Origin of the sequence: Kitasatospora sp. NPDC059599, assembly GCF_042735125.1 — a bacterium.
Taxonomy (GTDB): Bacteria; Actinomycetota; Actinomycetes; order Streptomycetales; family Streptomycetaceae; genus Kitasatospora.
Window position 1 is genome coordinate 1 of the sequence record NZ_JBHWCL010000019.1, and the last position, 12,776, is coordinate 12,776.

Genomic DNA, 12,776 nt, shown 5'->3' on the forward strand with positions numbered 1-12,776 from the left:
CTGCTGCGCCGCCCGCCGGGGTCTGGTGCTGGGGGGCGGCCAGCCCGTGGTGGGGGGTCAGACGCCGGTGTCGGCGGCGAAGCGGATCACCACGGCCTTGGAGGTCGGGGTGTTGCTGATGTCGGCGGTGGAGTCCAGCGGGACCAGGACGTTGGTCTCGGGGTAGTAGGCCGCCGCTCCGCCGCGGGCGACGGGGTAGTGGACGACCCGGAAGTGGGGCGCGCGGCGCTCGACGCCGTCCTTCCACTCGCCGACCAGGTCGACGTACTCGCCGTCGGTGAGTCCCAGTTCGGCGGCGTCGGCGGGGTTGACCAGGACCACCCGGCGGCCGCCCTTGATGCCGCGGTAGCGGTCGTCGAGGCCGTAGATCGTGGTGTTGTACTGGTCGTGCGAGCGCAGCGTCTGGAGCAGCAGGCGGCCCGGCGGGACCTCGGGGGCGGTGAGCGGGTTGACGGTGAAGTTGGCCCTGCCGGTCGCGGTGGGGAAGGTGCGGGAGTCCCGGGGACCGTGCGGGAGGGTGAAGCCGCCCGGCCGGCGGACCTTCTCGTTGTAGTCCGCGAAGCCGGGGACGACGCGGGCGATCCGGTCGCGCAGGGTGTCGTAGTCGGTGGCGAAGTCCTCCCACGGCAGGGTGTCCCGCGGGCCGAGGACGGCGCGGGCGAGGCGGCAGACGATCGCGGTCTCGGAGAGCAGGCCGGGCGCGGGCGGCCGCAGCCCGCCGCGGGAGGCGTGGACCTGCCCCATCGAGTCCTCGACGCTGACGAACTGGGCGCCGGCGCCGGTGACGTCCCGGTCGGTGCGGCCGAGGGTGGGCAGGATCAGGGCGCGGGCGCCGGTGATCACGTGCGAGCGGTTGAGCTTGGTGGAGACGTGGACGGTCAGCCTGCAGCGGCGCATCGCCGCCTCGGTGACCTCGGTGTCCGGACTGGCCGCGACGAAGTTGCCGCCCATCGCGAAGAAGACCTTGACCTTGCCGTCGCGCATCGCGCGGATGGTGTCCACCGAGTCGAGGCCGTGCTCGCGTGGCGGCTCGAATCCGAACTCGTTCTCCAACGCGTCGAGGAAGGCCTTGGCGGGCCGCTCGAAGATGCCCATCGTCCGGTCGCCCTGGACGTTGCTGTGCCCGCGCACCGGGCAGACACCGGCACCGGGGCGGCCGACGTTGCCGCGCAGCAGCAGGAAGTTGACCACCTCGCGGATGGTGGGGACGGCGTGCTTGTGCTGGGTGAGGCCCATCGCCCAGCAGACGATGATCTTCTTCGAGCCCAGCACCAGGCGGCCGAGCTCCTCGATCTGCTCCCAGGGCAGGCCGGTCGCGGCCAGCACCTCGTCCCGCTCGGTCTTCCGGGCCTGGGCCTCGAACTCCTCGAAGCCGTGGCAGTGCTCGGCGACGAAGTCGCGGTCGACGCCGTCCTGCTCCAGCACGATCCGGTTGAGCGCGCGGAACAGCGCGAGGTCGCCGCCGAGGCGGATCTGCAGGAAGAGATCGGTCAGCTTGGTGCCGTGGCCGACCAGGCCGCGGGCGTTCTGCGGGTTCTTGAACCGCTCCAGGCCGGCCTCCGGCAGCGGGTTGACGCTGACGATCGTGGCGCCGGCCCGCTTCGCGCGCTCCAGCGCGGAGAGCATCCGGGGATGGTTGGTGCCCGGGTTCTGGCCTGCCACGATGATCAGGTCGGCCTGGTAGAGGTCCTTGAGGCTGACGCTGCCCTTGCCGACGCCGAGCGTCTCGGTGAGCGCCGAGCCGGAGGACTCGTGGCACATGTTGGAGCAGTCCGGCAGGTTGTTGGTGCCGAGCCGGCGGGCGAACAGCTGGTAGGCGAAGGCGGCCTCGTTGCTGGTGCGGCCGGAGGTGTAGAAGGCGGCGCCGTCCGGGGTGTCCAGGCTGCGCAGCTCCTCGGCGATCAGCGCGAACGCGTCGTCCCAGGAGACCGGCCGGTAGTGGGTGGCGCCCTCGTCGAGCAGCATCGGCTCGGTGAGCCGGCCCTGCTGGCCCAGCCAGTAGCCGGAGCGCCCGGCCAGGTCGGCGACCGGGTGGGCGGCGAAGAAGTCGGCGCGGATCCGGCGCTCGGTGGCCTCCTCGGCGACGGCCTTGGCGCCGTTCTCGCAGAACTCGGCGGTGTGCGTCCTGTCCGGCTCGGGCCAGGCACAACCGGGGCAGTCGAAGCCGTCCGGCTGGTTGACCTTGCGCAGGGTGGCCAGGGTGCGGCGGGCGCCCATCTGCTCGGCGGCCATCCGCAGGCTGTGGCCCACGGCGGGCAGTCCGGCGGCCGCGTGCTGGGGCGCGGAAACCTCGGGGGCGTCCTGCGCCGGGTCGCTCTGCGGGGCCTGCTTGGCCATGACCGCTCTCCTCGGCTCTGCTCGATCCGGCCGTACCGCCGGGGCCGCCGCTCCGTCGCGGGGGCACGGTGCCCATCCTTCCACCTGGCCGTGGGCGGGGGGAGGGGCGGTCGGCGGCGTCGGTAGAGTCTCGTCCGTCATGGCGGATGGGGGAGGGGCGCGTGCGAGTCGGTGACGTCCTGGACGGCCGGTACGAGCTGGAGGAGAAGCTCGGACAGGGCGGGTTCGGGGTGGTGTGGCGGGCCCGGGACACCCGGATGCGGCGTCCGGTGGCGGTCAAGGTCATCGGGCACCACGGCGGCGACCAGGCGAAGGCGGCCCTGCGGTTCGTGCGGGAGGCGTGCGCGGCCGGCAACCTGTCGCACCCGCACATCGTCACCGTGCACGACCTCGGCCAGTGCGAGGTCGGCGACCGCGAGGTCACCTTCCTGGTGATGGAACTGCTCACCGGCCGCACCCTGACCGAGGTGCTGCGCGAGGGACTGCCCGAGCCCGCGCTCGGCCTGCGCTGGGGACGGCAGATCAGCGAGGCGCTGGCGGCCGCGCACGACGCCGGCATGGTGCACCGGGACATCAAGCCCGACAACGTGATGCTCACCGGCGGCGGGCACCTGAAGGTGCTGGACTTCGGCATCGCCCAGCTGGACACCGGCGCGGGCGGGCTCACCACCACCGGGACGATCGTCGGCAGCCCCGCCTACATGGCGCCCGAGCGGTGGACCGGCGGCCGGGTGGACGGCCGGGCGGACCTCTACGCCCTCGGCTGCGTCCTGGTCGAACTCTTCACCGGGGCAAGGCCGTTCGGCGGTGACTCGACGCCGGTGCTGATGTACCAGCACCTCAACGAGGCGCCCCCGGCACTGGACCCGGCGCAGTTCGGACTGCCGCCGCAGGTGGCCGGACTGGTCGCGGAACTGCTGGCGAAGGACCCGGCGGACCGGCCGGCCGACGCCAGGACGGTCGCGCGGCGGCTGGCGGAGCTGGCCGCGGTGCCGGTACCGCCGGCCGACACGCCGGTGGCGGTGCCGACGGTGGTCGACCGGGCCGCGCCCGTCGCGCAGGCCGCGCCGGTGGCGCAGGCCGCGCCGGTGGCGCAGGCTGCGCCGGTCGCGGTGGGGCCGCTCGCGGTGGGGCCGGTGGTGCCGCCGGCGCCGACCGCTCCGCCCGTGGCGCCGCCCGCAGCCGCTCCGGCCGTCGCACCTCCGACCGCTGCGCCGACGGCGCCGCCGGCCGCCCCGCCCGTCGTGCCGAGCGCCGCGCCGTCGGTGCTGTCGCCGCTGACCACCCCGCCGGTGCTCGCCGTACCGCCCGCCGACGGCGTACGGACCGCGCTGCGCGAGCGGCGGTCGGCCGCGTACGGGGCGGCGACGGCCGGGGAGTCGGCGATCCAGCTGCAGGCGGTCGCCCAGGAGTGCGTGACCGCGCTCGGCGCGGGCGACCGCGACACCCTGTGCACCTGGCGGGACTTCACCTGGTACCTCAGCCGGACGGGGGACCTGGACGGCGCGATCCGGCTGCTGACGAGCGTCGTCGACGACATGCGCTCGGCGCTCGGCCCGCTCGACCCGGACACCCTCGGCGCCCGCTACCACCTGGTGTGGTGCGTCGGCGAGAGCGGTGCGACGGTCACCGCGATCCGGCTGCTGCACGAGCTGCTGCCCGATCTCCACGCCGTCTGGGGCCCGCACGACACCCGCGTCCTGAAGGCCCGGCACGACCTCGCGGTGCACCGGGCCAACCGGGACGACCTGCAGGGCGCCGTGCTCGAACTGCACGGGCTGCTGCCCGACCTCGCCCGGGTCCTCGGTGAGCACCACCCGAGCACCGCGCAGGCCTGGCAGGACCTGGCCGGCTACCAGCAGCGGCTCGCCGGTGCGGGCCGCCGCGGCGCGGGCGGACCGCACCGGCGCCGGACGCCGAGGATGAGCCCGGTGGAGGCGCTGGTGCTGGTGCGCCGGTTGCGGGTCTGGGACTTCGCCACCGACGGGGAGGCCCGGGCCTGCATGGACGCGCTGGACCGCGGGATCGGCCTGAAGGGCGTCGCGGACGTGGTGTTCGGCGCCCCGGACCACGTCTCCGACGAGGACCTGGTGGAGGAGATCTTCGGCCCCTGACGTTTCTGCGGGCGGTCGTCGACGGCGGCTCCCGGCTCCCGGCTCCCCGCTTGCGACGGCCGGGCACGGTCACGGTCACGTTCACGCGGCCAGGGCCGCCGTCGGGAGCGCGGCCAGGGCCCGCAGCAGGACCCGGGCGGCCGCGTCGTTCTGCCGGAAGCCCGGGGCGTCGGTGCGCGGCCGGGCGAAGGCGGCGGCCGAGCGCAGGCTGGTGTGCGGGCCGAGCGCGGTGCGGCGCGGGTGCGGGGCACCGCCCAGGGTGGGGTCGAGCAACCGGCTGTCGGCCGGGGCGATGGTGACCAGGCCGGACCGGTGGGTGTAGTCGGGGTCGCGCACCACCTCCTCCACGATCCGCCCGGTGCGGTGCAGTTCGCGCAGGACGGGGTCGAGGGTGCGGGCCAGCGCGTGCTTGGGCAGGTACGCCTCGACGAGTGCCGTCGCGTGGACGGTGTGGCCGGGCACGGTGGTGCCGGAGGCGCGCCAGGTGCCGGTGGCCTCGTCCCGTTCGACCCGTACGCCCGCGCCGAGGAAGCGCACCACCCCGGCCTCCGACAGTGCGAGCAGCTGGCGCAGCCGGAAGCCGGGCGGACCGGAGGCGAGGAAGCTGAAATAGCCGAAGAACCAGTCGTCCACGTCCTCGGCGACCGAGCGGGCGGTGAGCCGGCCGCTCGTGAGGACCCGCTGGAGCTGGCCGAACAGGGAGAGCAGGGCGAGGAAGGCGCCGAGGTCGGCGCTGTGCGCGGGGGCGGCGCGACGGTCGGCGTCGGCGGCGACGTATTCGCGCAGGTGTGCCTGGAGTTCCTCGGCGGAGGCGAGTTCGAGGCCGGCCAGCGGGTGGTCGAGCCGCTCGAAGTCGATCCGGTCGGCCGGGTCGGGGACGGCCTCGGCGACCAGGGCGGCGAGTTCGGGGGTGTACCAGCCGTGCCGGTCGTACCGGGCCAGGAACGCGGGCCAGGGCAGGGCGGTGCGTTCGGGGTGGGCGTGGAACAGCTCGTGGAAGTGTCCGAAGGCGACCTCCTTGGCCATCGCCGGCCAGAAGTCGCGCCGTAGCCCCAGCGGCCCTTCGCCGGCGAGCACGGCGTCGACGGCGGCCGCGTCGAAGTACCGGGGGAGCGGGGCGGGCGGTCCCTGCAGCCGGTAGCCGGTCTTGGAGTGGTACGGGACGCCGCGCCGGGAGCCGAGGTGGAGCACCGGTTCGCGGCCGGACGGGTGGTAGCGCAGCGCGTCGCCGCGGCCGGTGGGTTCGAAGCGGCCGCCGCGGCCCTCGGTGAGCAGCGAGACCAGGTCGACGGCGGCCAGGCCGAGGCCGCGCAGCACCACCTGTTCGCCGGGGGTGATGCGCGCCAACTCGGCGGCGGTGTCGGCGGAGTAGGCGGGCGGGAGGTGGAAGCGGCCGTGTCGGGCGGCGAAGTCGGCGTCGGCGGTGTGGCGCGGGTGCGGGGCCGAGTCGAGGTGGCCGAGGGTGAGGGCGACGTGGTCGGCGGTGAGCGTCCGGTCGCCGAGGTGGACGGTCTGCGGGCCGTCGGCGGGGCCGTCGATCCGCCGCACGGTGTCCCGGTGGACGGTGACGCCGACGTGGGGCGGCAGGTCGGCGACGGTGCGGCGGAACACCCAGTCCAGGTAGGCGCTCTGGGCCCGGCGGGTGGGGAAGTCGGTGGGCGCGAGGCTGTCCAGCTCGGCCCGGACGGTCGGGTCGGCGACCTCCCGGTACGGCGCGAACTCCGCCTGGCGTACCGCCCATTCGGCGAGCGAGGGGCCGGGGCGGACCGGTCCTTCGAGGGTGGAGCGCTCGTCGGTGAACATGGTGACGTCCTCGGCCATCGAGTTCATCCGCAGCAGCGGGGACTGGTCGTGGCGCCAGATCCGGCCCGCGCCGGGCGGGTACGGGTCGACCAGGTGGATCTCCAACGGACGTTCGGCGGGCAGGAGTTCGGCGGCGTTGGCGGCGATCCGCTCCAGCAGACCGGTGCCGCGCGGGCCGGCGCCGACGATGACGAGCGTCGTCACGCCCCCACCACCCGTCGGTAGGCCGCGCGGGCCCGCTGCAGCGGCGTGGGCGGCAGGCCGTCGCGGGTGGCGCCCCTGGCGAAGTGCCGTTCCAGGTAGTACTGGCCGATGGACAGCAGGGTGGTGATCACCAGGTACCAGATGGTGGCGACCATCAGCATCGGGATGACCCGGTACGACTGCAGGTAGACCAGTTGCACCGAGTAGAGCAGGTCGGAGACGGCCAGCACGCTGACGATGCTGGTGCCCTTGAGCGCGCCGATCAGCATGTTCCCGGCGGTCGGCACGATCGCGCGCATCGCCTGCGGCACGACGATGCGGCGCAGGACCCGCCGGCGGGCGATCCCGAGCGCGGCGGCCGCCTCCAGCTGGCCGCGGTCCACGGAGAGGATGCCGCCGCGGATCACCTCGGCGGCGTAGGCGGTCTCCAGCAGGGTGAGGCCGATGACGGCGGTCAGGGTGGGGCCGATCAGGTCGACCGTCCTGACGGTGACGAATTCGGGGCCGAACGGGATGCCGAGGCCGAGCGTGGGGTAGAGCGCGCCGATGTTGAAGAAGAACAGCAGCTGCACCAGCGGCGGGGTGGAGCGGAAGATCCAGATGTACACCCAACCGAGCGTGCGCAGAACCGGGTTGGCGGACAGCCGCATGACGGCGAGGACGGTGCCGAACACGAAGCCGAGCGCGAGGGTGACGGCGGTCAGCCACAGGGTCAGGGTGAGGCCGTCGAGCACGGACCGGGCGGTGAACCAGTCCGCGACCACGCTCCACTGGAAGGCCTCGTTGCGGATCACCGAGGTGACCGCCATCGTCGCCAGCAGCAGTGCGACGCCGGCGGCGGCCCACTGGCCGGGCTTGCGGCGGGCGACGATCCGGGCCGCGGGCGGCGGGGCGGAGCGGTCGAGTGCGGAGGGGGCGGGCAGGACGTCCTGCGGGGTGGCCATGGCGGAGGCTCCTGGCGGGAGTGCGGGCGGGCGGGTACGGCGGCGGTCACGTACGTACGGCCTGGGGTGCCGGCCCGCGTCCCTCAACGCGTCCGGCACGGTTGCACTGCACTCCGCCGTGATCGTACGCATGCGCGAACGAGGGCTGTCAAGGGTGGCCCGAGGGGTGGGGGCGGTCCTGCGGCAGCGGTCGGGGAAGTGACAGGAGATCGCAACAGTGCGGCAATGATGGGTGGTTGACGCGGGACCGGGCGGCTGCTCAACTTGAGGCCATGTACGCCGAGCAGCCCCTGGTCACCCGCGACCACATCGACTTCGGTCGGGTGTGGTCCGCGGCGTGTCGCGGCTGACCCGACAGCGGCCGCCCGTCCGGCCCTGACCGTCCTCGGCCCTGACCGTCCTCGGTCCTGATTCCCTCGGCCCTGATTCCCTCGGGGAGTCCTCCCTCGGTTTGCCCCGCCGCGGGCCGGGAGTCGCCGTCCTCATATGACGGTACGTCAGGCATTCGCTGTCATCGCCGACTTCGCACTGCGCTCCGGCAGTTCCCCGTTCCCTGCTTCCCCTGTTCCCCCGTTCGGTCCGGCCTTCGCCGCGCTCCAGCCTGCCCGCTGTCACCGTCACGTGCCCGACGGCCGCCCCGTCACGGCCGCCTCCGGTCCGCCCACCCGCGGCCCACCGGATCCCCGCTCACCCGAAAGGTTCCGCCATGCCCGTCGAATTCCTCGGCATCGCCGCCACCGGCGACGGTTCGGAGACCACCCCGCGCACCACCGCCGCCTTCGACCGCGACTACACCCTGCGGCTGGCCCGGGCGCACGAGGACCACGGCTGGGACCGGGTGCTCTTCGCGTACGGGGCCGGCGCCCCGGAGCCGGCGGCCTCGGCGGCCTACCTCGCCTCGCACCTCGACCGGCTGCAGATCCTGCTGGCCCACCGGCCCAACGTCTCCTACCCGACGTTCGCCGCCAAGACCTTCGCGACGCTGGATCGGATCAGCGACGGCCGGCTCACCGTGCACTTCATCACCGGCGGCAACGACCACGAGCAGCGCCGCGAGGGCGACTTCCTCACCAAGGACGAGCGCTACGAGCGCACCCGCGAGTACATCGGCATCGTGAAGAAGGCGTGGACCAGCCGGGAGCCCTTCGACCACGAGGGCCCGCACTACCGCTTCGAGGACTTCGTCTCGGACGTCTTCCCGGTGCAGCAACCGCGTCCGGCGGTCTCCTTCGGCGGCTCCTCGGACGCGGCCTACGCGGCCGGCGGCGCCGAGGCCGACATCTACTGCCTCTGGGGCGAGCCGTTGGCCCGGACCGCCGAGCAGATCGAGCGGGTGCGGGAGGCGGCGCGGGCCGCCGGGCGGACCGACCTGCCGCGGATCCAGGTGGCGTTCCGGCCGATCATCGCGCCGACCGAGGAACTGGCCTGGGAGAAGGCGCACCGGACGGTCGCCGCGATCCGGGCCCGCCGGGCCGCCGCCCGGCCGGCGGCGGGGCGGACGGCGGGGCCCGCGACGCCGGAGCCCGTGACACCCGAGAACGTCGGCTCGCAGCGGCTGATCGAGATCGCCGAGGCCGGCGAGCGCTACGACCGCGCGCTGTGGACCCCGACCGCCGCGGCCACCGGCGGGGCGGGCAACTCCAACGCGCTGGTCGGCACCCCGGAGACGGTCGCCCAGGCCCTGCTGGACTACCACGACCTCGGCGTGGACATCCTGTCCGCCCGCGGCTACCACCTGCTGGACGACGCCATCGACTTCGGCCGGTACGTCATCCCGATCGTCCGCGAGGAGGTCGCCAAGCGGGACGCCGCGAAGGCCGCCGAGCAGGTGGCCCGGGACGAGCGGGCCGAGCGCGACCGCCGGCAACTGATCGCGGTGCAGGCGTGAGCACGGCACCGCCGGCCGAGTTCCGCCGGGTCACCGTCGACGACCGGCTGGTCGAGCCGCTGTTGCGCGAACTCACCCACGAGTACGTCACCCGGTACGGCCCCGAGGCGCACCGGGAGATGAGCCGTTACCCGGGCGAGGCCTTCGCCGAGCCGCACGGCGTGCTGCTGCTCCTGCTGGAGGGCGGCGAACCGGTGGCCGGCGGCGCGTACAAGCGGTACGACGAGCACACCGCCGAGGTGAAGCGGATGTGGACGCACTCCGCGCACCGCCGCCGCGGCCTGGCCCGCCGGGTGCTGGCCGAACTGGAGCGGACCGCCGCCGAGGCCGGCTACACCCGCATCCACCTCACCACCGGGCCGCGCCAGCCGGAGGCCAGGGGCCTCTACCTGGCGGCCGGGTACACCCCGCTGTTCGACGTCAGCGCAGATCCGCTGACGATCGGCCCGCTGCCGTTCGAGAAGGACCTTCCCGACCCGTCCGGGCAGCTGCTCCCCGCCGCGCCCGCGCGGCGGCCCGTCCACACCCCCTGAAAGGCCCCCCGTGAGAACCACCACCGTCCGCCGCCGCCTGCTCGCGGCCACCGCCCTGCTGCCGGTCCTGGCCCTGGCCGCCTGCGGCTCGGACCCGAAGATCGCGGGTGCGGCGGGGACGGGCGGCCCGGCCGCCTCCGCCACCGAGGACGTCGTCTCCGGCCTGGCCAGGTCGGAGGCCGCGGCCGCGCTGCTGCCCGAGGAGGTCCGCAGGGCCGGCACGCTGAAGTTCGGCTCGTCCTTCGGCGCGGCGCCCACCGCGTTCTACGTCGACCAGGTCGGCAAGAAGCCCGCCGGGATCGACGTGGACTTCACCGACGCGGTGGCCAAGGTGCTCGGCCTGGCCGTGGAACGGCAGGAGGCCGCGTTCGAGACCATCCTGCCCGCCCTGGACAGCGGGAAGTTCGACGTCGGCACCGGCAACTTCGGGGTCACCACGGCCCGGCTGAAGACCATCGACTTCGTCACCTACATCGACGACGGCCAGGGCTTCGCGGTGAAGAAGGACAACACCGCGATCCAGCCGATCACCGACCTGGTCCAGCTGTGCGGGCTGACCGTCGGCACCGGCGCCGGCACCACCTTCGAGACCACCCTCAACAGCCGCAGGAACGTCTGCACCGACGCCGGGAAGAAGCCGTACGAGGTCAAGGCGTTCAGCGAGAGCGGTGCGCTGCTGACCAGCCTCCAGCAGGGCCGGGTCGACGTCGAGATGTCCACCATCAACGGCCTGCGCCACCAGGCCTCGCAGGAGGCTTCCGGCCTCCGCTTCCTCGGCGAGTTCCACCGCCTCGACGTCGGCTTCGCCTTCAAGAAGGGCTCGAAGCTCACCCCGGCCTTCCAGGCGGCGGTCAACCAGCTGATCAAGGACGGGACGTACGAGCGGATCCTGCGCAAGTGGGGGGTCACCGACTCGGCCATCAAGGAATCGCAGATCAGCCCGCCCGAGCACGCGTGAGCACCGGCCCGCTCCGCCGCCGGCCCGCTCCGGCGGTGGGCTCTCCGCCGCCGGGCCTTCCGTCGGGGGGCCTTCCGACGCCGGGCCTTCCACCGGTGGGTCCTCCGCCGCCGGGCCCCTCGACGCCGGGCCCCTCGACGCCGGGTCCTCCGCCCACAGGCCCAAGGAGCCTCCGATGACCGTCACCACCGAGACCCCCGCGCCCCCGGCCCGCCGCAGAACCGCGGCCGCCGTCGACCTCGACGCCCTGGAGGGCCTGCCGACCGTCCCCGCCCGGCACCCCTGGCGCTGGGCGGCCGGGGCCGTCGCCCTGGTCGTCCTCGCCCAGTTCACCCACGGCCTGGCCACCAACCCCGGCTGGGACTGGGCCACCTTCCGGGTCTACTTCACCGCCGACACCATCCTCCAGGCGATCGGCCGGACCCTCGAACTCACCGCCTACGGAACGGTGCTGGGCTTCCTGCTGGGCGCCGGGGTGGCCGCGATGCGACTGTCCCGCAGCGCGATCCTGCGGGCCATCGCCTGGGCTTACGTCTGGGTGTTCCGCTCGATCCCGCTGATCGTCCAGCTGGTGTTCTGGTTCAACCTCTCCTACCTCTACAAGCGGTTCGGGTTCGGCATCCCCTTCGGCCCGACCTTCGGCGACTTCGAGACCGTCGGCGTGCTCGGCGCGCTCGGGGCCGCGGTGCTCGGCCTCGGACTGCACCAGGCCGCGTTCGCCGCCGAGATCATCCGCGGCGGCGTCATCGCGGTGGACGCCGGCCAGCGGGAGGCCGCCGCCGCCCTCGGCATCCCGCGCCGGCGGCAGGCCTGGCGGATCGTGCTGCCGCAGGCCATGCGGGGCATCCTGCCGGCCGCCGCCAACGAGGTCATCTCGCTGCTCAAGGGCACGTCGGTGGTCTACGTGATGGCCATCGGCGAGCTCTTCTACCAGACCCAGGTCATCTACGGCCGGACCGGCCGGGTGGTGCCGCTGCTGATGGTCGCCACCGTCTGGTACGTGGTGCTCACCACCCTGCTGTCGATCGGCCAGTACTACGTCGAACGCCACTTCGCCCGCGGCGCGCGGCGCACCCCGCCGCCCACCCCGCTGCAGCGCGTCCGGGCCCTCGTCCGGAGCCTGCCGGCCCGCACCCCGCCCGCCGCCCGCACCTCGCCCGTCGCCCGCACCTCCGGAGGACAGCCGTGACCACCCTGACGAAGACCGGGCCGACCGACGCCGCCCCGATGGTGCAGGTCCGCGGCCTGCACAAGAGCTTCGGCCGGCTGGAGGTGCTGCGCGGGGTCGACCTGGACGTCCCGGCCGGCTCGGTGACCGTGGTGCTCGGTCCGTCCGGCTCCGGCAAGTCCACCCTGCTGCGGGCGATCAACCACCTGGAGAAGCTGGACCGCGGCCACGTCGCGATCGACGGCGAGCTGATCGGCTACCGGCGCTCCGGGGACAAGCTGTACGAGCTCAAGGAACGCGAGGTGCTGCGCCAGCGCACCGGCATCGGCTTCGTGTTCCAGAACTTCAACCTGTTCCCGCACCTCACCGTGCTGGAGAACCTGGTCGAGGCGCCGGTCTCCGCGCTGCGCCGGCCCCGGGCCGAGGCCAGGGCGACGGCGTCGGCGCTGCTGGAGCGGGTCGGGCTGGCCGACAAGGCCGCCGCCTACCCCCGGCAGCTGTCCGGCGGGCAGCAGCAGCGGGTGGCGATCGCCCGGGCGCTGGCACTGGAGCCGAAGGTGCTGCTGTTCGACGAGCCGACCTCGGCGCTCGACCCGGAGCTGGTCGGCGAGGTGCTGGACGTCATCAAGGACCTGGCCCGCAGCGGCACCACGATGATCGTGGTCACCCACGAGATCGGGTTCGCCCGCGAGGTCGCCGACACCGTGGTCTTCATGGACGGCGGCGTGGTCGTCGAGCAGGGCCCGCCCGCCGAGGTGCTGGACCGGCCCCGGCACGACCGGACCCGGGCCTTCCTCGCCAAGGTGCTCTGAACGCGCCGCCCTGCC

The 12,776-nt window shown here is 74.1% G+C and carries 9 protein-coding genes; 6 read left to right on the forward strand and 3 right to left on the reverse strand.

Annotated features, from left to right (window positions below; all coding sequences use genetic code 11):
* Positions 1 to 57 precede the first annotated feature (57 nt).
* Positions 58 to 2,337 (reverse strand): FdhF/YdeP family oxidoreductase, encoded by a 2,280-nt coding sequence (locus tag ACFV04_RS09895; protein WP_380528133.1) that lies wholly within the window; start codon positions 2,335 to 2,337, stop codon positions 58 to 60.
* A 161-nt stretch (positions 2,338 to 2,498) separates the two neighbouring features.
* Between ACFV04_RS09895 and ACFV04_RS09900 the strand changes: the two genes are divergently transcribed.
* Complete coding sequence (locus ACFV04_RS09900) at positions 2,499 to 4,451, forward strand: protein kinase (RefSeq protein WP_380528136.1); 1,953 nt, start codon at positions 2,499 to 2,501, stop codon at positions 4,449 to 4,451.
* Positions 4,452 to 4,532: 81 nt separating this feature from the next.
* Here ACFV04_RS09900 and ACFV04_RS09905 read toward each other — a convergent pair whose 3' ends face one another.
* Entirely contained in the window at positions 4,533 to 6,458 is a 1,926-nt protein-coding gene (locus ACFV04_RS09905) for an FAD/NAD(P)-binding protein (protein WP_380528139.1), read from the reverse strand.
* Positions 6,455 to 7,402: an amino acid ABC transporter permease gene (locus ACFV04_RS09910; RefSeq protein ID WP_380528142.1), complete on the reverse strand. Its 948-nt coding sequence runs from the start codon at positions 7,400 to 7,402 to the stop codon at positions 6,455 to 6,457. Before ACFV04_RS09910 ends, ACFV04_RS09905 begins: the two co-directional genes overlap by 4 nt.
* A 706-nt stretch (positions 7,403 to 8,108) precedes the next feature.
* Here ACFV04_RS09910 and ACFV04_RS09915 point away from each other — a divergent pair.
* The 5 genes from ACFV04_RS09915 (at position 8,109) to ACFV04_RS09935 (ending at position 12,761) form a co-directional block, all read left to right on the forward strand.
* Positions 8,109 to 9,290 carry an LLM class flavin-dependent oxidoreductase gene (locus tag ACFV04_RS09915; RefSeq protein WP_380528145.1) on the forward strand — a complete coding sequence of 394 codons (1,182 nt, stop codon included), beginning with the start codon at positions 8,109 to 8,111 and terminating at the stop codon, positions 9,288 to 9,290.
* Complete coding sequence (locus ACFV04_RS09920) at positions 9,287 to 9,823, forward strand: GNAT family N-acetyltransferase (protein WP_380528148.1); 537 nt, start codon at positions 9,287 to 9,289, stop codon at positions 9,821 to 9,823. The genes ACFV04_RS09915 and ACFV04_RS09920 overlap by 4 nt, the downstream gene beginning before the upstream one ends.
* 10 nt (positions 9,824 to 9,833) lie before the next feature.
* Positions 9,834 to 10,781 (forward strand): ABC transporter substrate-binding protein, encoded by a 948-nt coding sequence (locus ACFV04_RS09925; RefSeq protein ID WP_380343074.1) that lies wholly within the window; start codon positions 9,834 to 9,836, stop codon positions 10,779 to 10,781.
* Positions 10,782 to 10,956: 175 nt separating this feature from the next.
* Positions 10,957 to 11,970 carry an amino acid ABC transporter permease gene (locus ACFV04_RS09930; RefSeq protein ID WP_380528151.1) on the forward strand — a complete coding sequence of 338 codons (1,014 nt, stop codon included), beginning with the start codon at positions 10,957 to 10,959 and terminating at the stop codon, positions 11,968 to 11,970.
* 38 nt (positions 11,971 to 12,008) lie between these two features.
* Positions 12,009 to 12,761 (forward strand): amino acid ABC transporter ATP-binding protein, encoded by a 753-nt coding sequence (locus ACFV04_RS09935; protein WP_360254199.1) that lies wholly within the window; start codon positions 12,009 to 12,011, stop codon positions 12,759 to 12,761.
* The last annotated feature ends 15 nt before the right edge of the window (positions 12,762 to 12,776 follow it).